General features: G+C 31.0%; 22 protein-coding genes and 3 tRNA genes. 14 read left to right on the top strand and 11 right to left on the bottom strand.

What is annotated here, in order from left to right; translation table 11 throughout:
* Positions 1–17: 17 nt before the first annotated feature.
* The gene (locus BM072_RS07845) at positions 18–509 is read right to left on the bottom strand and encodes a GNAT family N-acetyltransferase (protein WP_092908112.1); all 492 of its coding nucleotides are present in this window, start codon (positions 507–509) and stop codon (positions 18–20) included.
* Positions 510–538: 29 nt separating this feature from the next.
* A complete protein-coding gene (locus tag BM072_RS07840) occupies positions 539–1300 on the bottom strand; it encodes a glycerophosphodiester phosphodiesterase family protein (RefSeq protein ID WP_092908111.1) in 762 nt (253 codons plus the stop codon).
* 176 nt (positions 1301–1476) lie between these two features.
* Between BM072_RS07840 and guaA the strand changes: the two genes are divergently transcribed.
* The 9 genes from guaA (at position 1477) to BM072_RS07795 (ending at position 8437) form a co-directional block, all read left to right on the top strand.
* Positions 1477–3009: a glutamine-hydrolyzing GMP synthase gene (gene guaA, locus BM072_RS07835; protein ID WP_092908110.1), complete on the top strand. Its 1533-nt coding sequence runs from the start codon at positions 1477–1479 to the stop codon at positions 3007–3009.
* 72 nt (positions 3010–3081) lie between these two features.
* The gene (xpt, locus tag BM072_RS07830) at positions 3082–3651 is read left to right on the top strand and encodes a xanthine phosphoribosyltransferase (protein ID WP_092908109.1); all 570 of its coding nucleotides are present in this window, start codon (positions 3082–3084) and stop codon (positions 3649–3651) included.
* Positions 3652–3718: 67 nt separating this feature from the next.
* Positions 3719–4891 carry a hypothetical protein gene (locus tag BM072_RS07825; RefSeq protein WP_092908108.1) on the top strand — a complete coding sequence of 391 codons (1173 nt, stop codon included), beginning with the start codon at positions 3719–3721 and terminating at the stop codon, positions 4889–4891.
* Between the two features lie 146 nt (positions 4892–5037).
* Positions 5038–5108, top strand: a tRNA-Gln gene (locus BM072_RS07820).
* 83 nt (positions 5109–5191) lie between these two features.
* Positions 5192–5262, top strand: a tRNA-Gln gene (locus tag BM072_RS07815).
* Positions 5263–5297: 35 nt separating this feature from the next.
* Positions 5298–5368: transfer RNA gene (locus tag BM072_RS07810), tRNA-Gln, on the top strand.
* Between the two features lie 80 nt (positions 5369–5448).
* The gene (locus tag BM072_RS07805) at positions 5449–5991 is read left to right on the top strand and encodes an RNA polymerase sigma factor (protein ID WP_092908107.1); all 543 of its coding nucleotides are present in this window, start codon (positions 5449–5451) and stop codon (positions 5989–5991) included.
* 47 nt (positions 5992–6038) lie between these two features.
* Complete coding sequence (locus BM072_RS07800; protein ID WP_092908106.1) at positions 6039–6605, top strand: C40 family peptidase; 567 nt, start codon at positions 6039–6041, stop codon at positions 6603–6605.
* A gap of 8 nt (positions 6606–6613) precedes the next feature.
* The gene (locus tag BM072_RS07795) at positions 6614–8437 is read left to right on the top strand and encodes a BamA/TamA family outer membrane protein (RefSeq protein WP_092908105.1); all 1824 of its coding nucleotides are present in this window, start codon (positions 6614–6616) and stop codon (positions 8435–8437) included.
* A 50-nt stretch (positions 8438–8487) separates the two neighbouring features.
* Here BM072_RS07795 and BM072_RS07790 read toward each other — a convergent pair whose 3' ends face one another.
* Positions 8488–9672, bottom strand: coding sequence for an ABC transporter permease (locus BM072_RS07790; protein ID WP_092908104.1), 1185 nt, complete (start codon positions 9670–9672; stop codon positions 8488–8490).
* Positions 9672–10031: a 30S ribosome-binding factor RbfA gene (gene rbfA / locus BM072_RS07785; protein WP_092908103.1), complete on the bottom strand. Its 360-nt coding sequence runs from the start codon at positions 10029–10031 to the stop codon at positions 9672–9674. The genes BM072_RS07790 and rbfA overlap by 1 nt, the downstream gene beginning before the upstream one ends.
* A gap of 95 nt (positions 10032–10126) precedes the next feature.
* On the opposite strand from rbfA, the gene BM072_RS07780 reads away from it, so the two are divergent.
* Positions 10127–10525 (top strand): group III truncated hemoglobin, encoded by a 399-nt coding sequence (locus BM072_RS07780; protein WP_092908102.1) that lies wholly within the window; start codon positions 10127–10129, stop codon positions 10523–10525.
* 64 nt (positions 10526–10589) lie between these two features.
* Here BM072_RS07780 and BM072_RS07775 read toward each other — a convergent pair whose 3' ends face one another.
* From BM072_RS07775 to BM072_RS07760, 4 genes are all read right to left on the bottom strand, one after another.
* Entirely contained in the window at positions 10590–11963 is a 1374-nt protein-coding gene (locus BM072_RS07775) for an NAD-dependent succinate-semialdehyde dehydrogenase (RefSeq protein ID WP_092908101.1), read from the bottom strand.
* A 179-nt stretch (positions 11964–12142) separates the two neighbouring features.
* Positions 12143–13717: a replicative DNA helicase gene (gene dnaB, locus BM072_RS07770; protein WP_092908100.1), complete on the bottom strand. Its 1575-nt coding sequence runs from the start codon at positions 13715–13717 to the stop codon at positions 12143–12145.
* Positions 13718–13816: 99 nt separating this feature from the next.
* Positions 13817–14770, bottom strand: a complete 954-nt coding sequence (locus tag BM072_RS07765; RefSeq protein ID WP_092908099.1) for an acetyl-CoA carboxylase carboxyltransferase subunit alpha — start codon at positions 14768–14770, stop codon at positions 13817–13819.
* Between the two features lie 157 nt (positions 14771–14927).
* On the bottom strand, positions 14928–16106 hold the full coding sequence (locus BM072_RS07760; protein ID WP_092908098.1) for a thiolase family protein: 1179 nt from the start codon (positions 16104–16106) through the stop codon (positions 14928–14930).
* A 197-nt stretch (positions 16107–16303) separates the two neighbouring features.
* On the opposite strand from BM072_RS07760, the gene BM072_RS07755 reads away from it, so the two are divergent.
* From BM072_RS07755 to BM072_RS07745, 3 genes are all read left to right on the top strand, one after another.
* Complete coding sequence (locus BM072_RS07755; RefSeq protein ID WP_177190279.1) at positions 16304–17599, top strand: M28 family metallopeptidase; 1296 nt, start codon at positions 16304–16306, stop codon at positions 17597–17599.
* A gap of 465 nt (positions 17600–18064) precedes the next feature.
* Positions 18065–18637 carry a hypothetical protein gene (locus BM072_RS07750; RefSeq protein WP_092908096.1) on the top strand — a complete coding sequence of 191 codons (573 nt, stop codon included), beginning with the start codon at positions 18065–18067 and terminating at the stop codon, positions 18635–18637.
* A 59-nt stretch (positions 18638–18696) separates the two neighbouring features.
* On the top strand, positions 18697–19212 hold the full coding sequence (locus BM072_RS07745) for a hypothetical protein (protein WP_125113337.1): 516 nt from the start codon (positions 18697–18699) through the stop codon (positions 19210–19212).
* 65 nt (positions 19213–19277) lie between these two features.
* Here the strand turns inward: BM072_RS07745 and BM072_RS07740 are convergent, their stop codons facing one another.
* Positions 19278–20234 carry an isopenicillin N synthase family dioxygenase gene (locus BM072_RS07740; protein ID WP_092908094.1) on the bottom strand — a complete coding sequence of 319 codons (957 nt, stop codon included), beginning with the start codon at positions 20232–20234 and terminating at the stop codon, positions 19278–19280.
* Between the two features lie 288 nt (positions 20235–20522).
* Between BM072_RS07740 and BM072_RS07735 the strand changes: the two genes are divergently transcribed.
* On the top strand, positions 20523–20966 hold the full coding sequence (locus BM072_RS07735) for a hypothetical protein (protein ID WP_092908093.1): 444 nt from the start codon (positions 20523–20525) through the stop codon (positions 20964–20966).
* Positions 20967–21003: 37 nt separating this feature from the next.
* On the opposite strand, the gene BM072_RS07730 is transcribed toward BM072_RS07735, so the two are convergent.
* Together BM072_RS07730 and BM072_RS07725 are read right to left on the bottom strand one after the other, a co-directional pair.
* Entirely contained in the window at positions 21004–22443 is a 1440-nt protein-coding gene (locus BM072_RS07730; protein ID WP_092908092.1) for an RtcB family protein, read from the bottom strand.
* Positions 22436–23494 carry a DNA polymerase beta superfamily protein gene (locus tag BM072_RS07725; protein WP_092908091.1) on the bottom strand — a complete coding sequence of 353 codons (1059 nt, stop codon included), beginning with the start codon at positions 23492–23494 and terminating at the stop codon, positions 22436–22438. Before BM072_RS07725 ends, BM072_RS07730 begins: the two co-directional genes overlap by 8 nt.
* Position 23495 lies beyond the last annotated feature (1 nt).

The raw sequence follows: 23495 nt of genomic DNA, 5'->3' as shown, positions 1-23495 counted from the left end.
AATCAGCTTCTCTTTTTTTATTGTTGTAATTCTTTCCAATTTATCTTAACGGCAGAAATTTTATCCAATTCTAATCGATTTTCGGTGATTTCTTTAAAATTATTTTTCAGATAAAAATTTAACGGAGAATTATAAATTTCACCGTTTAATTTTACTTCATTTTGATGGTCAATAACCCAACCATTTAGTTCGTTCGTATATATTTTCAAGCGGTCTAACATCTTTTTACCTAAACCAATTTTATGATAATCGCTGTTAATAATTATAGCAAACCATTTCTCATAATCTCTTTCAAAAATTACGGACCAACCTTGTATTTGGCTTTTTTCATCAACCATAAAAAAATGCATAGGATTGATTAAATTTCTCAAATAATTATTTAATTCATCATCATTTTTAAAGCCTAATTTTTCTGGATATTCTGCGTTCCAAAGCTTATAGATAGATTGTTTATGTATTTCATTTAATTGCGTGAAAGAATAAATTTCGAACGAATTGTTATAGGACATTAAATAATTTTTAATATTTATGAAATGTACTAATTTTTTTCATCTAAAATTTCTTTTAACAGTAAAGGTTTATCTGTTGTAATATAATCAACTTGTAAATCAATCATTTCTTGCATTACTTTTGGCTCATTTACCGTCCAAACATTTACTAAAAGACCTAATTCTTTGGCTTCTTTTACCCAACTCGGATTTTTTTGAAATACACTATAATGATAATCAATTCCGTTCCAACCTTTTTCTTTCACTTCTTTTGGCGACAAATCTCCAGCTAAATATGAAACATGAAATTGAGGAGCTAAAGCTGTAAATTGATTACAAATATTTTGGCTAAACGATATAATTTCAATTTGGTTATGAATATCATTTTTAGCAATAGTTTCAATCACTTTTTTTACTGCGCGATCTTCATTTATTTTAGAACTATGTGGTTTTAGTTCTAAAATCAATTTTACATCAGGATTTTTTTTTCCTTGGGCAAAATAATCGTCTAAAGTCGGCATGTTTTCACCATTTGGTAATTTCAATTCCTTTAAAATAGCAACCGTAGATTTCTCAATTGTATGACCTTGGTAATGATCATCATGATTAATCATCAAAACATCATCAGCACTAATCAAAACATCAAATTCAGAACCATGCGCATTTATTTCTTGCGCAGATTTTAGTGATTTTATTGAGTTTTGCGCATTATTTTCTGTATTCCAATGTCCGCGATGTGCAATTATTTTTTGAGCATTTGCCATAGTTGTTAATGTAAAAGTGGTTAAGATGGTAAATATAATTTTTTTCATGTGATATATTTGATTTTCGAAAATAACGTTAAAATCTCAATTAAAAGTGACTTTAAAATTAAGATTTGAGGCGAATTGATGATTTTTACCGAAGGATTTTAAGCATGATAAATTTTGGTTGCAATAAAATTGGATTAAAGCCGAATTCCTATTAATTTTGCACAAAGACAAACACAATGACGCAAGGAATTATTATTTTAGATTTTGGCTCGCAGTATAACCAGTTAATTGCGCGTCGAATTCGAGAATTTGGAGTTTACACAGAAATTATTCCCTTCAATACTTCAATCGAAGAAATTAAAAAACACAATCCAAAAGGAATTATTTTATCAGGTGGTCCTTCTTCAGTTTTTGGAGATGAGGCAGCTTTAGTTGATAAAGAATTGTTTGAGTTAGGCGTTCCTGTTTTAGGAATATGCTACGGAATGCAGTTGATTTCTCACTTATTAGGAGGAGAAGTAAAAAAAGGTGAAAAAGGTGAATATGGAAAATCAGAATTAACAGTTTTAACACAAAACAGTTTATTTACAGGTGTTCCAGAAACATCAACAGTTTGGATGAGTCACTTTGATGAAGTAATGACGGTGCCAACTGGTTTCACAGTTTCAGGAAAATCAAATATTGATATAGCAGCTTTAGCAAACGAAGAAAGTAAGATTTACGCAGTTCAGTTTCATCCAGAAGTTACACATACTGAGTTTGGATCTGTAATGTTAGAAAACTTTGTTTTTGGAATTTGTAATGCAGAAAAAAATTGGGTGCTTTCTGATTTTATTGATACAGAAATAGCGCGTATTAAAAGTGTAGTTGGAGACAAAAAAGTAATTTTAGGTCTTTCGGGAGGAGTAGATTCTTCTGTTGCTGCAGTTTTAATTCACCGTGCAATTGGAGATCAATTGAATTGTATTTTTGTTGATACAGGTTTGTTGAGAAAAGATGAAGGAAAAAAAGTAATGGAAAATTACGGAAAACACTTCAACATGAACATCAAAATGGTTGATGCTGGTGATCGTTTTTTAACAAGTTTAAAAGGTATCGACGAGCCAGAAGCAAAACGTAAAGCTATTGGTAAAGATTTCGTAGCTGTTTTTGATGAAGAATCTAAGACTTTTGACGACGCTGCTTTCTTAGCGCAAGGAACTATTTATCCTGATGTTATCGAGTCGCAATCAGTAAAAGGACCTTCTGCAACAATCAAATCGCATCATAATGTTGGTGGTTTACCAGACGATATGAAGTTGCAATTGCTAGAACCTTTACGCGAATTATTTAAAGACGAAGTTCGTAAAGTTGGAGTAGAATTAGGTATTCCACGCGAATTAGTTTACCGTCATCCTTTCCCAGGACCAGGATTAGGAATCCGTATTTTAGGGGAAGTTGACGAAGAAAAAGTGAAAATTTTACAAGAAGCTGATCAAATTTTTATTGATGAGTTATATGCACATAATTTATACGACGAAGTTTCGCAAGCATTCGTAGTTTTATTACCTGTAAAATCAGTTGGTGTAATGGGAGACGAGCGTACGTACGAATATACTGCGGTTGTACGATCTGCAAATACAATTGATTTTATGACTGCAACTTGGTCAAAATTACCATACGAATTTTTAGAATTAGTTTCGAATAGAATCATCAACGAAGTGAAAGGAATTAACCGTGTAGCTTACGATATCAGTTCAAAACCACCTGCAACTATCGAGTGGGAATAAACTAAAAAAATATATAAAGTCAGCCTAAGTGCTGGCTTTTTTCTTTGTAAACTTTAAAAACTAAATAGATAAATGGAACTTTTAAAAGAAAGAATTCTGAAGGACGGAAAAAGTTTCGATGGAGGAATTTTGAAGGTAGATAGTTTTATCAATCATCAAATGGATCCGATATTAATGAAAGCAATTGCGTCGGAATTTGTAAAACGTTTTTCCGATTTAAACATCAATAAAATTGTAACCATAGAAGCCAGCGGAATTGCACCTGCAATTATGGTTGGTTTGGAATTAGAATTGCCTGTTGTTTTTGTTAAAAAAGCGAAACCTAAAACAATGTCGGATATGTTGGCGACACAAGTATATTCGTTTACAAAAGACCGTACGTACGATGTTTGTGTGAGCAATAAATTTTTAAATGAAAATGATAACGTTATTTTTATTGATGATTTTTTAGCCAACGGAAATGCAGCTTTGGGTGTTAAAAACTTAATTGATCAAGCTGGAGCAAATCTTTTGGGAATGGGATTTATTATCGAAAAATCTTTTCAAGAAGGACGCGATCGTTTATTAAACGAAAATATTAGAGTTGAGTCGTTGGTTAGAGTGAAAACTTTAGGAAACGATTTAATCAAATTTGAAGAATAGAAACGAAAAGCCAAATTTATTTGGCTTTCTTTTTGTTTATTTGCCACAGAATATAAACTCTATTTGAATGAAACTAAAACTACTTACTTTATCATTTATATTATTACTTTTAGCAAATTGCAATACATATAAAGAAGCAAATGCAGCGTTAATTTCTGGTAACTTTCAACAAGCTTTTGAGCAATCTTATCAAGCTTATATCAAAAATCCTTCGGAAAAAAATGGAATAAAATATGTTCCGTTAATTTACGAGGCATATAATAAAGGTCAACAAGCTGATGAAATACGGTTGAAAGAGATTGAAAATTTAAGCAATCCATCAAAATACAAAGAAGCTTATCAATTGATTACAACTTTACAAAATCGTCAAAAAGCAATTCAAGGATTGGATGGACGCGTTGTAAATGGTACAAAATATTCATTCAAAATCAAAGATTATTCGCAAGCTTATAACTCGATTCAAGAAAAATATGCAGGATTTTTATACAATGAAGCCAATTCATTTCTAAATCAAGATGGTAAAATAAATGCACAAACGGCTTACGATCGTTTTGTGACATTAGAGTCAATTTATCCGAATTATAAAAATACAAAATCGTTAATGAGTTCTGCTCAAACAAAAGGAATGTACAAGGTTTTGGTTCAATTAGTAAATAATACCGAAACGATTATTCCGAAAATGTTAGAGAAAGATTTGTTAGATTTTAATTCGTATGGATTGGATTCTAAATGGACAGAATTTTATACCGGAAAAGTAAATAAATCGTACGATTATGTGATTCAACTAAGTTTTGAAACGATAAATGTTTCTCCCGAAAGAGAAAAAATAGAAGTTCATAATTTTGAGAAACAAATTGTAGACGGCAAAGAAGAATTAGTGCAAAATGGAGTTGTTGTAAAAGATAAAGATGGAAAACCTGTGATGGTTGACCGTTATATAAAAGTAAAAAGTAGATTTGAGGAAACGCAACGTATAAAAGAAGCGGCAATAACAGCGCAATATTTTTTGATTGATAATCAAAAAGAGCAAGCAATAGAATCTAAAAACTTGGTTAGCCAATTTGTTTTTTCGGATTCGTATGGACGTTTTTCTGGAGATCGTCGTTCACTAGATCGAAATTATATAAATATGTTAGACAGAAAAACAGCGCCATTTCCATCAAATGAACAAATGGTTTATGATTGCGGACAAGATTTAAAACGTAAATTTAAGAGCGAAATTATAAGAATGAAGATCTAAATTCATTTTTTTTAAGAAATTTAATCTTTTTTTAAAATTCATTTTCAATCCTTTATCTAAATAGACGTCTGTTTTAGCTAAAAACTTGTAAAAATAGTTTTGGAGAATAAAAAAACCTTTCTATATTTGCACAGCAATTAAGGCAAAGACTCATGGTGTAACGGTAGCACATCGGTTTTTGGTGCCGTCAGTCGGGGTTCGAATCCCTGTGGGTCTACAAAAAGTCTTAATTTTTAATAAGTAATTATTAAATCTATTTATCTGAAATGATAATGTTGCAATTGAAATAAAAATTTAGTCAGACTCATGGTGTAACGGTAGCACATCGGTTTTTGGTGCCGTCAGTCGGGGTTCGAATCCCTGTGGGTCTACAATTTTTTTCTTTCAATTTATATAAATCATGGACAGACTCATGGTGTAACGGTAGCACATCGGTTTTTGGTGCCGTCAGTCGGGGTTCGAATCCCTGTGGGTCTACGATTTTAAGCTTCAATAGTTATATTGAAGCTTTTTTTATATGTATTAATTTGCTATATTTATAGTAAGTGAGTTATAAAATGACATTAGAAAACATAATTTTAGAAGCTAGAAAAGGAAAACGAAATGCTCAGAATGCAGTGATAGAGCTTTTGTGGAACAAAGTATATAATTATGTTTATGGAAAAATAAGAAACGAAGAAGAAGCAGAAGATGTAGCCATAGAAACGTTTACAAAGGTTTTTACAAAACTAAAATTGTATAACGAAGATTTTGATTTTACAACTTGGGTTATTTCTATCGCACACAATACAATGATTGATCATATCAGGAAATCGCCAAAACTTAGCATTTCTATTGATGATGAAACTAATTTACTAGAAATTTTAGAGGATCAACCTTCGCCAGAAGAATATTTGATTTTAAAGCAAGATAATGATAAGCTTAACAAAGCAATTGCGAAGTTGAGAGATCCTTATCAAAAGATTATTGAGTTGCGTTATATCGAAGATAAAACGTATAAAGAGATTGCAGAAGAACTTAATTTAACTCTTCCAAATGTTAAAGTTCGCTTGTTACGTGCCAAACAATTGTTAATGGAGATTATGCAAAATAATATTTAGTAATTTTAAGCGTTAAAAAACTGTAGAGCTTTTCAAATCGAGTACAAATGAAGACAAATTTTTATACAGCAGTAATTTTGGTAGGCGGTTTATTGTTAACTTCTTGTGGCAGTAACAAAGTATCATCTTATAAAAAAGTTGGCTCAAAAAAAGTCTACACTTCATCTCACAAAGCAAAATCTAATGATACTTCGGAGGTTTACCATTCTAAAAATACAGATATGACGGCTTCTCGTGATGTCAATAAAATGGTAAAAACAGCAAAATCATATTTAGGAACACCATACAAATATGGCGGAACAACCAATACAGGTTTCGATTGTTCGGGATTGGTTTATGTCAGTTTTAAAGAACTTAATTTAGAATTGCCACGTAAATCAAGCGATCAAGCTGGTTATGGATCAGAAATTAAAGTGGAAAATGTTAAAATTGGAGATTTAATTTTTTTTAATACTTCAGGTAATTCAATATCGCACGTAGGGATTGTAGAGAGCATAAACAACAATGGCTCAATCAATTTTATACATTCTTCAACCTCAAAAGGAGTGATGATTTCGTCGCTTGATGAAAATTATTGGAAAACTAGATTTGTAAAAGCCGTAAGACTTTTATAAATTGAAGCGTGCAAGCAACTAAAATATTCATATTATTTTTTTTCGGTGTCTTTTTTTTAAGTACACCAACATCCTTAAGTGCTCAAATTGATAGTGTTAAAATTGACACGATTAAAATTAAGTCGAAAGAGCATACTAATTTCAGGAAATTTTATGAACGAATTCTCTTCAAAAAAAAGAAAACAACTTTTCCAATACAGACAAGTTCTCGCCAAGAAGATCTTTTTGAAGGAAAAATTATCAGAAATATTCATTACAAAACACAAGATCCTTTTGGTTATTCATTAAATGATACTACGCAGAAACCAGAAAAATGGATTGAGCGTGCGGGTAATACATTGCACGGAAAATCGAAACCATTTGTGCTTCGTCAAAATGTACTTTTTAAATCAGGTGATCGATACGATTCGGTTAAGGTTTCGGAGTCCGAACGTTTAATTCGTACCAATCGTTCTATTCGTCGAGTAGAAATTGTTGGTCAGCCCGTTGGCAATGATTCTATTGATTTATATGTTAATTCGATTGATTCGTGGAGTATGTATATTACTGGTTCCGCATCTAGTTCTAAGATTGGTTTGCGCGTCAGAGAACGAAATTTTCTAGGTATTGGGCATGTGATGGATAACCGTTATCGTCATAATTATCAAACCGGAAATTCGTTGTATCAATTTAGTTACACTGTTCCAAATATTTTAAAATCTCGTATTCAAGGAAATGTTCGTTATTTTAAAAATGAAGACGATCATTATACAAAGTCAATTAGTTTTATACGTCCTTTTTATTCGCCTTTGGCGCATTATGCTGGAGGAGTTTCGGTTGGACAAGTCTTTTTTAGAGATTCGTTAGACTTTCAAAAACCTATTTTGGTTAATAATAATTTTAAGTACAATTACCAAGATTATTGGTTGGCACGAGCTTTTAGAATTGACGATCATCGCTCAGAAAATATTACAAATTTTATAGTTTCTGCGCGTTTTTATGATCGTACTTATAAAGAAACGCCAACAGAAGAAAATGATCCCGTTCATTTTTTCTCAGATCAAACAAATTATATGGTCGGAATTGGTATTTCGTCGCGACGTTATGTCAAAACAAGATATATTTTTAATTATGATATTGACGAAGATATTGCGATAGGAAAATCATTCGGATTAACTTTTGGTCAACAACATATCAGGCAAAGTAATCGCTATTATGTAGGCGGAAAAGCATCTATTGGTGGTTTTATAAACACTGGTTTTTGGGGACTTAGTACAGAGTTTGGAGGATTTTTTAATAAAAGTAAATTCGAACAAAAAACACTTTCTGTAGAAGCGCAATACATGTCAAAATTGATAACTTTGGGAAGTTGGCATTTCAGAAATTTTGCAAAAATGAACTATTTATTAGGCCATGATCGCTTGGATTCGCCTGCTGATCAATTATCACTTCATGAACATGATTATTTAGGAATGGCTGGTTTTCGCTCGGATAGAAGTTTAATTGGTGAGCAAAAATTAATGTTTGAGTATCAATTGCAATCTTATACACCTTACAAATTTTTAGGTTTCCGTATTTCTCCATTTCTGAATACAATGGTCGGAATTATTGGAGATAATAAGAAGTTTATTTTTAATAGTAATCCTGTTTATACACGTTTTAGCTTGGGTGTAATGTTAACGAATGATTATTTTGTATTTAACAATATACGTTTCTCGTTGTCTTATTATCCAACTATTCCGGGTAATGGAGATAATATGATAAAAACGAATTTAATAGATAACCGCGATTATCAAATGATGGATTTTGATTTTAGTAAACCAACTTATATTCGTTGGAATCGCTGGGATTAAACATAAAAAAGCCTCACAATTTGTGAGGCTTTTTTATGCTATATTTTTTACTATTTTACTTGTCTCGACATTAACCACGATACAAAAGCACCAAGTCCTAAAACGGTTAAAATAACGGTTATAAAATTCTCTATAGAGAATAAAAACGGAAATGGAATGGTTTCTGAAGCCATTACCAAACCAAAATTCATTTGTAATAAACCAATTACAGAAGCTATTAATAAGCCCGTAAACATGGCAATACTTGTAATAATTAAACCTGTAAAAAAGAATATATTTCTGATGTTTTGACGTGTTAAACCAAAACTTTTCATCGTTTGTATTTCTTTCGTTTTATCTAAAATGATAACAATTATAGTTCCTGCCAAATTGAAACAAGCAATGATAATAACCAATGTAAAAATAAGATAACTAATCAAATTTTCCATATTCATCACTTTCAAAAAAGCTGAATCTAAATCTTGACGCGTTTCTATTTTATACTGATTACCAAGTGCTTTTTTTAGTTCGTTTTTAACTTCATTTAACGATTTTTTTCCAGTTGTTTTTACCTCAATCGAATAAGATTGATTGTCTTTTAACTGAAGTAATTCTTGTGCTAAATTTAAAGTCGTAAAAATATGTTTATCATATTGTTCATTCAACATAAAAACACCAATACTATACGCATCTTTTTGCGTAAAAGCATCGCTTTCTTGCTTTATCAGACCAGTTCCTGCTTTTGGCATCATCAAATCTGCTGGCGTAATTGGGTCAATGTACAATTGTAAACGTTCTGCAATTCCGTTCGAAACGATAAAATTATCATCACGATTAAAATCTAAATATTGTCCACCATAAATCACAGTGTCTAAACGTGTAACTTTTGTAAAGTTCTCGTCAACACCTTTTAAATAGGCAATATCTTGCTTTCCGCGATAATCGATATAGACTTTTTCTTCAATAACTTTAGAAAAAGCTTTTACATCTTTTTGTTGTTTTAAAACATCTACGATAAAAGTCGTGCTGTCTAAAACTTTACCTTTTGCAGGCGATATTTTAATTTCAGGATTTACATTGCTATAATATTTCAGGTTCATTTTTTCTAAACCCGAAAAAACCGACAGAATAATAAATAATGCGGCAGTTGCTACTAAAATTGCACAAACCGCAATAGATGTAATAATATTTACAGCATTTGTGTTTGTTTTAGAAAAAATGTAGCGTTTAGCAATGTAAAGAGAAATGTTTTTCATTACAAAATAGGATTATTTCCTTCGCCTTTTAAAGCTTTGTCTATTTTATCAATTTCATCTAAAGAATTGTCCAAAATAAAAACTAATTCTGGTGTAATACGCATTTGTTTTGAAGCACTTTTTGATAAAATTCCTCTAAATAATGGTGTATTAACTCTAATCTCCTTAAAAATTTCGTCTTTTCTTGTACTTGGAAAAATACTTACATAAACTTTAGAAACTCCTAAATCTGGTGTTACTTTAACTTCTGTTACACTAATCAAATTTCCAGGAAACTCTTTAACTCCCCATTTTCTAAAAGCTTCGGCTAATTCTTCTTGAAATAATTTACTTACTTTTTGTTGTCTATTGCTATCCAAAATTTTATTAATTTATTAAGTCTGTAAAATTACTGCATTTTTTCGTGATTAAAAACATTGATTTTTTGAATTAAGTTCTTTGTAAATTTGCTTGGATGAAAAAAGATATCGAAACTTCACAAGATGTTGCATTATTGGTAAATACATTTTACGATAAAGTGCAAAAAGATGATGTAATTGGTTATTTCTTTTCGGATGTTGCAAATGTAAATTGGAACGAACATTTACCACACATGATTCAGTTTTGGGAAACGGTCTTGTTAGGTAAAGCAACTTTTGAAGGTTGGCCAATGCGAAAACATCTTAATTTAAGTAAAAAAGAAAAGTTAATGCCACATCATTTTGATCGTTGGATTGAATTATGGAATGGTATTATTGATGAAAATTTTGAAGGAGAAATAGCGAAAGAAGCTAAAAATAGAGCAAAAATTATGCGCGATTTGATTCTTTTCAAAATCGATCAAATGGATCAAAATAAACGAATTATTCAATAAAAAAGTGCAACTAATTTAGTTGCACTTTTTTATTGGAAATATTTCTTGACTTAATTGCAATCATTTATTTTGCAATCATCACTAATTTTTTATTTAAAAACTCTAAAATTCCAGCTTTAGAAAGTTCTCGTCCGTAACCAGAATGTTTTGTTCCTCCGAAAGGCAATTCTGGGCTAGATGAAACTTGTTTGTTCACATAAACCATTCCCGAATCTACTCTACGAGCCAATTTTTGCGCATATTCTACATTTTCAGTATAAATAGATGCACCTAAACCAAAAGGCGTGTCATTTGCAATTTTTAATGCTTCTTCGGCATCTTTAACTTTCCAAATACAAACAACTGGACCAAAAATTTCTTCGTCATAGGCTTTCATTCCTGGTTCTATTTCTGTTAAAATTGTTGGTTCTAAAAAGAAACCATCACGATCAATACGTTTTCCTCCAGAAATAATTTCCGCTCCTTTTTCTACTGATTGATTAATTTGATCAAGTAATTTTTCTAAAGCACTTTCCGAACTTACAGGTCCCATATTTGTATCTGCTTGCGTAGGATCACCAACTTTCATGTTATTTACATAAGCCGTAATTTGCTTTAAATATTCATCGTAAATACCTTCTTGTACAATAATACGTTTAGATGAAGTACATGCTTGTCCAGCATTGCGTAAACGACCATTAATTGTACCATTCATTACTTTTTCGATATCAGCATCGTCTAAAACAATCATCGGATCTGATCCACCTAATTCTAAAACAGAAGGTTTTATATTTTTTCCAGCTAAACTTGCCACTAAAGCACCTGCGGCTTCAGAACCAGTTAAAGAAACACCTACAATTTTTGGATTTTCTACGATAGAATCGGTGTCTTTACCAGCAACCAATAAGTTTTTGTAAACACCTTTTGGCGCGCCTGCTGCGATAAACATTTCTTCGAATGCAATACCGCATTGAGGAATATTAGAAGCCGTTTTTAAAACAACTGTATTACCAGCCATAATGTGCGGTCCAGCAAAACGAGCGATTTGAGAAAAAGGAAAATTCCAAGGCATAACACCTAATAAAACACCAATTGGTTCCGAAACCACATAAGCCGTTCCTTTCTCTGTATCTAAGGTAACATCAGCCAAAAATTCTTCGGCATTGTCTGCATAATAATCGATGATATTTGCACTGTATTCAATTTCGATTTCGCTTTCGTGTAATGGTTTTCCCATTTCCGTTGTAATTAATGCTGCTAAACGCGCTTTTTGTTTGCGCATTTCGTTTGCAACACGTTTCATTACGGCTTTACGATTTTCGAAAGATTCAAATCTCCAAGATTGATATAAATTGTGTGCGTCGTCTATATATTGATTAATTTCTTCGCTTGTATAGGCTTGAAATTCTTTTTCTATTTTTCCTGTAGCAGGATTTAATGTTCTGATTGAACTTGCCATTTTTGACTTATATTTTATATTACAAATTTGTAGCAATTCTTGTTCCTAAAAAAGCTTTTGATATAAATAAAACTAATCTTAATTGAAGAATTGATTGATTGTTTAGATAATTAGAGATAAAAAAAAGGAATTGAGCGTTCAATTCCTTTTTTGATATATTTTAAATAAAATTTATTTGATTAGAATGGAAGATTATCATCATCATTGTTCATTGCACTTGTAAATTCGCCCATATCTCCAAACGCATCCGAAGGATTTATTGCAGCTAAATTCATAGAACTACTAATTTCACTTGGAGAATTTTGGTTGTTTTGACCATTATTCATCGAACTTTGAATTTCAAAATCGCTTCCGTAAGTTGGTTCTAAATCTGTAAATTTTGCTTGTTCGTTAATAAAGCGTAATCGTACATTTTCTAACGCACCATTACGGTGTTTTGCAATAATAAATTCTGCTTGACCAGCACATGGTATGTTGTCATCGTCCCAATATTCTAATTTATAATATTCTGGACGATAAATAAATGAAACGATATCTGCATCTTGTTCAATGGCTCCAGATTCACGTAAATCCGAAAGTAAAGGTCTTTTGCTTCCTCCACGTGTTTCTACCGAACGAGATAGCTGCGATAATGCAATAACGGGAATGCTTAATTCTTTTGCGATTGCTTTTAATGATCGCGAAATCATCGAGATTTCTTGTTCACGATTACCATTTGCTTTTCCACCCGCAGTCATTAACTGCAAGTAGTCAATCAAAATCATTTTTACACCATGCTGAGAAACTAAACGACGTGCTTTTGCTCTTAAATCAAAAATTGATAGGGCAGGCGTGTCGTCAATATATAATGGTGCATTTTCTAAACCTTTTACCTTTGTATAAAGTTGTTTCCATTCGTGATCGGCTAATTTCGCTTTACGCAATTTTTCACCAGGAATTCCGGTTTCACCCGAAATCATACGTGTAATTAGCTGAACAGAAGACATCTCTAACGAAAATACCGCAACAGGAATATCACGATCTACAGCCATATTTTTTGCCATAGATAAGATAAACGCTGTTTTTCCCATACCAGGACGAGCGGCTAAAATAATCAAATCGGATTCTTGCCAACCAGCTGTAATTTTATCAATTTCCGTAAAACCAGAAGCTAAACCACTCATACCTTCTTTGGTAGACTGTGCTTTAATTTTATCGATGGCTTCGGTTACCAAAGTTTTTGCTTCGGAATAACTACGTTTTATTCCGCCTTCGGTAATTTCGAATAATTTACTTTCTGAATAGTCTAATAAATCAAAAACATCTGCCGTATCATCGTAAGATTTTTCGATAACTTGGTTTGATATTTCGATTAATCGACGTAAAATATATTTTTCTTGTATTACACGTGCATAATATTCGATATGAGCAGAAGAAGATATTTTCTGCGTTAATTGAATCAAGTAATAATCTCCACCAACACGATCTAGTTTTCCTTCACTTTTTAATTCATTCGAAACCGTTAATAAATCAATTGGTTCTGAATCATTAAATAATTTTTGAATAACAGTATAAATCGCTTGGTGTTCTGGACGATAAAAAACTTGAGGTGTTAAAATGTCGATTACTTCATCTAAACCTTTTTTGTCAATCATCATCGCACCAAGTACAGCTTGCTCTAAATCAACAGCTTGAGGAGGAAGTTTTCCTTTCTCTAAACCAATGACATTGCGCATGTTAGCTGATTGTTCGGGATTATAATTTGCCTGTTCCATAAGAGGTTCAAAATTAGGATAAAAAAACGAGATATAAGTAATTTTATATCTCGTTTTATTTTGCTATATTCTACAATAACTATTGTTGTAAAAATGGTATTATCCTGAATATTCTCCGAAATTAATGAAACGTTCTTGACGTTGTGTTTGTAATTCTTTTGGAGATAATTTTTTCAATTCATTGTACGTTTCTAACACTTTATTTTTAAGATTAGTGTACGCAACTTCTGGTTTGTAATGCGCTCCTCCAAGCGGTTCTTTAATAATGTCTTCAATCAATCCTAACTCTAACATGTCAAGACCAGTTAATTTCATTTGCGAAGCTGCTTGTTCTTTGTAATCCCAACTTCTCCATAAAATTGTCGAACAGTTTTCTGGCGAAATTACAGAGTACCACGTATTTTCTAACATAAAAACTTTGTTACCAACACCAATTCCTAATGCACCACCAGAAGCTCCTTCACCAATAACAATAGTGATAATAGGAACAGTTAGTTTTAGCATTTCGTAGATGTTTTTTGCAATTGCTTCACCTTGTCCACGTTCTTCTGCTTCTAAACCAGGATATGCACCAGGAGTGTCGACTAAAGTTAAGACAGGAATGTTAAATTTTTCGGCTAATTTCATTAGACGTAAAGCTTTGCGGTAACCGTCTGGATTAGACATTCCGAAACGACGATATTGTCTTTCTTTCGTGTTTTTTCCTTTTTGTTGACCAATAATCATAAAAGATTGACCATTGATTTTTCCTATACCACCAACCATTGCTTTATCATCAGCAAATGTTCTGTCACCATGTATTTCGATGAACGTATTATCTGTGATTGCGTAAGCATAATCTAAAGTATAAGGGCGAGAAGGGTGACGAGATAGTTGTACACGTTGCCATGGAGTTAAACTACCATAGATTTCCTTCTTTTTATTTTCAATTGCAATTTCAATTTCAACACAAGCTTGTTTGATATTAACTCCGCTTCCTTCGCCAACTATTTGACAGCTTTGTAACTGTTCTTCTAAATTTTTGATAGGTTGTTCAAATTCTAAATATTCCATACAAAAGTGTTTGTTCAATCCAACAAATATAGAAAAGGTTTTTAAGCCAATTATAATAAATGTCGAATGTTTTTCAGATTTTTTCCAATTAATTTGATTTCAAAAGCTAAAAAACGTCTATCCAAAGAATAGACGTTTTATTATATTCTGAATTGAATTACATTTTTTCGATAATCATTGCAGATGCACCACCACCACCATTACAGATAGCTGCACCACCAATTTTAGCGCCATTTTGCTCTAAAACATTCAATAACGTTACTAAAATTCTTGATCCAGAATTTCCTAGTGGATGACCAATAGAAACAGCACCACCGTTTACGTTAATTTTATTAGGGTCTAAGTTTAATAATTTTGTATTTACGATTCCGACAACAGAAAATGCCTCGTTAAATTCCCAGAAATCTACATCAGTACCAGCAATATTTGCTTTTTCTAGTACTTTTTCTACTGCTTTTGTTGGTGCAGTTGTAAATCTTTCTGGTTCGTGAGCAGCATCAGCGTAAGCAACGATTTTTGCAAGTGGTTTTAAACCTAATTCGTTTGCTTTGTCTAAAGACATTAAAACTAAAGCAGAAGCACCATCATTAATAGTAGATGCATTTGCAGCAGTTACAGTACCGTCTTTTGTAAAAACAGCTCTTAAACCTGGAACTTTATCAAAGTTTACGTTTTTGTATTCTTCATCTTCTTTAAAAATGATTGGATCACCTTTGCGTTGAGGAATTTCTACAGGAACTACTTCATTATCAAATTTACCAGCTTGCCATGCAGCAGCAGATTTTTTGTATGAGTTGATAGCGAATTCATCTTGCTCTTCACGAGAAATGTTGTTTTCTTTTGCGCATAAATCACCAAAAGTACCCATCATTTCTTTGCTATAATAATCTTGTAAACCGTCATTTACAATTCCGTCTAACAAAACTGTATTTCCGTATTTATTACCAGTTCTCATGTTTGGAGAATAAAAAGGAACCATAGACATGTTTTCCATTCCACCAGCAACCACAACATCAGCATCGCCTAAACGAATAGCTTGCGTAGCAAACATAACAGCTTTCATACCCGAAGCACATACTTTGTTAACTGTAGTAGCAGGAACCGTATTTGGAATACCAGCTTTTATCATTGCTTGTTTTGCAGGAGCCTGACCAGTACCAGCCTGTAAAACGTTACCCATATATACTTCATCAACCAAAGACGCATCTAGGTTAATTTTATCTAAAGCACCTTTTATAGCTGTAGCACCTAAATCTGTAGCAGGAACAGTAGATAAGCTTCCTAAAAATGATCCCATTGCTGTACGAACAGCTGAAACAATAACGACTTCTTTCATTTAATTGTGATTTGTAGTTTTATAATTTTCTTAAAATGCAAGATATAAAAAATATGAATGTGCTAATTAAACCTAGTTTTTAATGAATATTTAATTTTATTGCATTCTATATATAGATAATTGATTTTTTTTATCAAAATGATAATTATATTTGAATCATTCATTTTTAAAATGATGATAACGGAAAAATGTTGAAGATGAAAACAAAATTATTTGTAAGTTTTTGGTTGATAGGAATTTTAGTTGCTCAGGCACAAATATTTGATAAAAAGTATTTTAAAGAAGTTTTGGATACATTAACGTCAAATTCTATGGCAGGCAGAGGTTATGTGGAGCAAGGCATGGATAAAGCTGCAAATTATTTGCAAAATGAATTTATAAAGAATGGAGCGAAACCTTATGCAAGCAATTATGAACAAAAATTTCAGTTTCCGATTAATATTATCAAAAATGCACGATTAACAATTAATGGAAAAGAATTGAAATATGGAACAGATTTTATTGTAAAACCAAGTTCTAAATCAATTGTAAATTCTAAATTGCCTTTTTACGTTTTTGATACAAAAACTTATATCGAATCTTTTCAGTCAAAAAATAAAACACGAGATTTTGTAATAAATGATACAAAATTGCAACAAGGTAAAAATATTATACTTCCGCCGCTTGATACAAAGGTTGATTCTATCGCACAATATTACAAGCAATGGGCGAATAATTATGAGAAAGACGAAACGCAAAGTAGAGCTATATTTCGGTTTACATCTGATAAATTAATTTCGAGTTTAAGTCAACGTCAATCTACTATTACAGAGTTTGTAATTGATGCAAAATATTATACAAATCATTTAAAAATTAATAATTATTCGGTTGAAGCAGAGCTTAATCCAAATTTTGAAGCAAAAAATATAATTGGCGCTATAAATGGTAAAAATAATGACAGCGTTGTTGTTATTTCTGCGCATTACGATCATTTAGGAAAAGTATCAAATGTCGTTTTTCCTGGCGCTAGCGATAATGCGAGCGGAACAGCGATGTTATTAAATTTGATGAAATATTATGTCAAAAATCAACCAAAATATAAAATAGTTTTTATGGCTTTTGCAGCAGAAGAAGCAGGAATTTTGGGTGCAGATTATTATGTAAATAATCCATTATTTCCGTTATCCAAAATTAAATTTTTAGTTAATTTAGATATTATGGGAGCTGGAGATCAGGGTTTACAAGTGGTAAATGGAAGTGTTTATCGTAAACAATTTAATCGTTTGGTTGACTTAAATTCTCAAAATAAAGATTTAAAAGAAATAAAGATTAGAGGAGAATCGTGTAATTCTGATCATTGTCCTTTTTATATGAAAGGCGTTCCGTCGTTTTTTATATATACGTTGGGAGGAAAGGGCTATTATCATGATCCAAATGATAAAGTAGAAAATTTAAATTTGGATTATTCGCCAAAAGTTTTTAACTTGTTGAAAGATTTTATAAATAGTTTATAAAAAAATAATCCGTTCTAAAAAGAACGGATTACTAACCAACCTAAACTACTATAAAAAACTCTAAAAAGTAAACAAGAGTGCGAGTTAATTCAACTTCATGATCCATTTCACTTCACTCGTTTGTACTCTGTATTACTATCTATGAATAAATTATTTGACACTGCAAATGTCCAACTTTTTTGTCTGAAATGAAGAAATGATAAAAGGTTTTATCTATTACTATAATAGTTAAAATCTATCGTAATTATTTGTATTCGTTTATGTGATTGATTTTTAGATTATTGAAATGAAACAATAATCCGTTTCAGAATATTATTAAAAACCTTACTTTAACATAAGGTTAACAATGTAATAAACTCAAAAATTGTTTTAAGTTGAATTTTATAGGTTTAAAAGTGAATTCTGAACGATAATTAATTTAAAGTTGTTTTATATATTTACAAACTTTGAACCAAATTTATTGAAATGAAGTATTTATTAAGTATTTTTTTTATTGTTGCTTCTTTATGTGTTGATGCGCAGAAAGTTAATCCAAATGAAATTCGTGTAAAAATTTATGATACAATTCTGAAAGATATTTACAAGCAAAATTTAGCTTATCCAAACAAACAAATTGTGATAGATCCTACGATAAATAAATTTCAGGATTATAAGATGGATGAATTTGGATTAAAATTAGATTCGGTGAAATACGAAAAAGATTTTAAGTTTTGTGGTAAATCTTCTCCGTTTAAATGTGTCGAAAAAATAGAGATTGATCGTTTTACGTTAACCAATGTTTATAAAAACCACGAAGATGGTTTGTATCCAGATTTTTATGGTATTTATGCGCCAATAGATCAATGGTATAATCTTATTTATTATTCGGCGGTTAATCACTTTGAGCAACCAAAATCATTTCAATTTAGCTTGTTAATTCCAGTTCGTAATGTGCGCATGAAGGATAAGATAATGAAAGAGCAATTTTATTTTTATCAGTTTGCGATTGATGAAAAATTTAAGATTATTAAATTCGAAAAATTATTTTTAAAACCATAATCTTCCGTTATAATTTTGTAAATTAGCGTAATACGATTAACTATTAATTTTTATCATCAATGCTAAATGTAGGTTCTTATATTGACGAACTTTTACAACTATCTAAAGGTAATCTTAGAATTTGTCGCATGAATTGGTGGCTGCTAAAGTATGAAGACCAGTTTAAGCAAGCGATTGATGAAACAACGTGTAAAAAGTGGCAGAAATGGTTTTATAACGAAGAACATCCTTTTCCTTGTGTTTGTCCGAAACGCGAAAAATTATGCGTTTTTATAGATTTGTATCGTGAACTAGATCGGTTGACGCAAGTGCAACGAATGGAAAAGTTTTTTGAAGATTATTTTCAGCGTTTTCAGTTGATAAAAGATTCTTCGGACTCGTTAAGAAATTGGATGAGCGAAATTAGACCAACAATTTCTTCAATCTATTTATTATTAGACAAAAATGACAATTTAAAAATACGTTTTTATAATTCAGAACCTATTTTAGAAGTTAATATAAATAAGAGCGATTATAAGTATACATTGCTTTGTTTAGATATTTTTAATTATAACATGTACGTAAAAGGCATGTAAAGAAAAAGAGGATTGATTATAAAAATCAACCCTCTTTTTTTATTGAAATAATAGATTAAATAGTCTTATTTAATTAACCCGATTTCTCTTAAACGTTGTGTTAAGAAATCTCCGGCTGTAATATCTTCGTATTGTTTTGGATTTTTATCATCAATACAATCTTCTAAAACAGATAAATCCATTTCAGACACTGGATGCATAAAGAAAGGAATAGAAAAACGAGAAGATCCCCATAATTCACGATCTGGATTAACAACACGGTGAATAGTCGATTTTAAACGATTATTTGTATGACGAGATAACATATCTCCAACATTAATCACTAATTCATCTTCTTCTGCAATTGCATCAACCCAAGTTCCGTCATGACGTTGTACTTGTAATCCGCGACCTTGCGCACCCATTAATAAAGTAATTAAATTGATATCGCCATGCGCACCTGCACGTACAGCACCTTCTTTAGGTTCTTCTGTAATCGGTGGATAGTGAATAGCTCTTAAAATAGAATTACCATTTTTCACTTTATCATCAAAATAAAATTCATCTAAACCTAAGAAAATTGCTAAAGCACGTAAAACGTAAACGCCAGTTTTTTCTAATTGTTTGTATGTTTCTTCACCATATTCTGTAAAAGCTGGTACTTCTGTTACCGAAATATTTTCAGGATAATTGTATTTTGCTTTGTCTTCTTCCGAAACATATTGTCCAAAATGCCAAAATTCTTTTAAATCACCAACTTTGCTACCTTTTGCATGCTCATTTCCGAAAGCTGTGTAACCACGTTGACCACCAATACCTTCTACAATATAACTTTGTTTAGTTTCTGTAGGTAAAGCGTAAAATTGGCGAACGCTGTTGTATAAATTATCAACTAACTCATCCGATAAGAAATGTCCTTTTAAGGCAACAAATCCAATTTCTTCGTAAGCTTTTCCAATTTCGTTGACAAATTTTTGTTTTCTTGCTGGATCATCAGATAAAAAATCTGCTAAATTAACTGATGGTATACCGTTTTGTGACATCTTTTTGTACTATTTAGTTATAAATGTTCTGCAAATGTAGGTAAAGATTTGATTTGTGAATAATATTGTTGATAACTTTTTATGCAAACTATTGGAATGAATAAATAAACAATGATTTAAATATTTTTATTAATTATTTTATTGATATTTAGTGTTTTAATTGTTTGTGATAAGAAAATATAAAAGTCTAATTATATAGATTATTTTGATTAGTTATGATTTATTGATAGTTAATGATTATAATTTAGTGTTTTATAAATCTATATTTTTGTTACAATTAAATAAATAATGAAAAACCTACTTTTAATATTATTTCCTTTTATACTTTTTGCGCAAGAAAAGGAACAAGCTAAAATGATGATTTATCCTGGATGTGAAAAATTCGAGAAAAAAGGAAATGATAAATTAAAAGATTGCTTTATAAAAAAGATAATTGAAGAGTTAGGAAATGAATCATTATTTGTGTTGGAAAAGAAGAAAATAGGACAAATAGAACTTTCCTCTGAAATAAAATTTAATATTGATGCTAATGGTCAATTTGATAAATTTGAAGTTATAGGAAATAATTTTTCAAAAGAATTAGTGAATGAAGCATTTATTAAATATCTAAATTCCTTAAATAAAAAGAAGAAAAAAATTATTCCTTCAATCGATAAAGATGGAAATAATACATCAATATATTTTCACTTACCTTTTGTTATAAATAAAAGTATTAATCACTTAGTATATTAATTTAAAAAATCCTCCGTTCATCAGAACAGAGGATTTTTTAATCTTCTTTAGATCCATCATCAGCCATTCTAACCATTTTTGGTGTAAAAGTAGCTACAACATCTACTAAATCTTGTTGCGCATTCATCACTTCGTGAATGTTTTTATAAGCCATTGGTGCCTCATCTTTTCCACCACCAATCAACGTAATTCCAAAATCATTTAAGTAATCATTTATCTTATTTTGTGACAACGATTTTATCGCTTGCGTTCTGCTCATTTGTCTACCAGCACCGTGCGAAGCCGAATTTATTGCATTTTCTTCACCTTTTCCTCTAACCAAAAAACCTGGGGCAGTCATAGATCCCGGAATAATTCCCATCAAATCTTTAGAAGCCGGCGTTGCACCTTTTCTATGCACAATAACTTCTTCATTATTATAGATTTCTTTCCACGCAAAATTATGATGGTTTTCTATTTTAGCTAAAATTTCTGCACCCAATTCTTTCGCTATTTTTTGATGAATAATTTCGTGACAAGCCGACGCATATTCTCCAGCCAAATTCATGGCAAGCCAATATTCTTGTCCAGCCTCCGAGTTCAAATCTAAATATGCTAAGTTTTTTGCTTTGTACGGAAGTTTACAAATATCTTTTGCAATTTGTGTGTAATGACCCGCAATTGTAGCGCCAAAACCTCGTGAACCAGAATGTGTCAATAATGCCAAATAAGTGCCTTTTTTGATGTTTAGTTTATCATCATTTTCTTTAAAATCAATTAAACCAAATTCTACAAAATGATTTCCACCACCAGAAGAACCTAATTGCGACCAAGCCTTGTCTTTTAGATTTTGAATGAATGAGTTTGTCTCAAACTTTGAATCATCTAAAACCTGATGCTCTGCTTTATATTTTCCATGAAATCCATGTCCAGCTCCAAATTTTGTGTTCTTCATTAAAATATTTTTTAATAAATCGTGATTTTCGAAATAATGAGTCGAAGGCAAATCATATACAGACAAAGCCATTCTACAGCCAATATCCACACCAACACCATACGGAATTATCGCATTTTTTGTAGCCAAAACACCTCCAATTGGTAAGCCATAACCTTGGTGCGCATCGGGCATCAAAGCGCCAGCAACTGTAACGGGTAATTGCATGGCAACTTTCATTTGTTCTAACGCGCCGTCTTCAATTTTTTCTGCACCATAAATTTTAAATGCTTTTATTTCTTCATTTAAAGGAATAATTGTTTCTCCTTCTTTTGGTAAATGAACACCTTTTGCAAAAGCTTCGGCAAGTATTTTGAAAACTTTATCCTCGATAAAATCTTGTGGCGAAGTTAATAGTTGAGTATATTTTTCAAGCATTTCAGTTTTTGTGTAACCTGTTCTTTTTTTATTGATTTTTAGGGCAATACCTAATATTTCATTTTCTGGATAACCTAAAGTAATTAAGTCATTTCCATTTATTGGTTTGTTGTTTATATTATTCATAAAGTTTAGTTCTTAAATTGATTAAAAATTGTAACGCTTTAGCTTGATTGATAGTGGCTGGTAATTTATTGTTGTGAGATAATTTTTCAATATCTTTTTGAAGAATATCAACCATTTTAATAATTTCTTCATAAGAATATTTACCATTTTTGATAGCTAATAATTCTGCTCTATCATCAATCCTTTTGATATTTAGCACACTTGTTTCTAATAATTCTTTTGCAACTTTTAGCAAACGAATTGTGTGCATCATATTTTTACTATCGTAATTTTTTCCGTGATCTAAATTTGTAGTATAACGATTTTCATTTCTCAAATTTATCCATTCCCAATATTCTTTGTACTGTTTACAATAGTTAGAATATTCGTCTTTTAGAAAAGTTAATAAAACAATAGGTTTCTCTGTTTTAGGGACTTTGCTTAGTCTAATATCATCATTTGTTTCATCTTTTACAATACCACTATATGCGTTGTTGTGACTATAATATAAAGCAAATAAATCTTTTGCATGTGCAATTTTTGTTAGCCCACAAAACTCTTGTTTCAAGTTATTTTTGTCCAACCAATCGCTTAATTTTATTGTTTTTCCGTGTTCAATACAGTAACAAAAATCAAGAACAGTTTTTCGTTTTTTATCAATTGGATTTAGAAATTTTTTGTTTAGCCCTTTTGCTTTTTTAATTTGACTTAAAGCATATCCAACAAAAGTTTTTTCAATATCTTTTGATATAAAATCGGTATAATTTAATTCCATTAACAACGGCGATTTATATTGTATAAATTCTTCTGGAGTCGCAAGAAGTTCTAAACAAGATGGATTGTTTTTTAGTAATAATTCTATAAATCGTCCAATTTCATAATACACAATATCATTGGTTTCGTTACTAATTTGTGCTTGATATTCTAATCCATAAAAATTATTTTTTGGTAAATAAAATACTCCACGAATATCTGTATCAGAATTTTCTGTAGCTAAATTATAAGCCTTGCTTCCGCTGATGCACTCAAAAAGAATTAAATTTTCTTTTTTTAGTATTTCTATTGTTAACATA

This window comes from Algoriella xinjiangensis, assembly GCF_900115015.1.
Classification (GTDB): domain Bacteria; phylum Bacteroidota; class Bacteroidia; order Flavobacteriales; family Weeksellaceae; genus Empedobacter; species Empedobacter xinjiangensis.
This window is presented reverse-complemented; position numbering and strand designations above follow the sequence as displayed.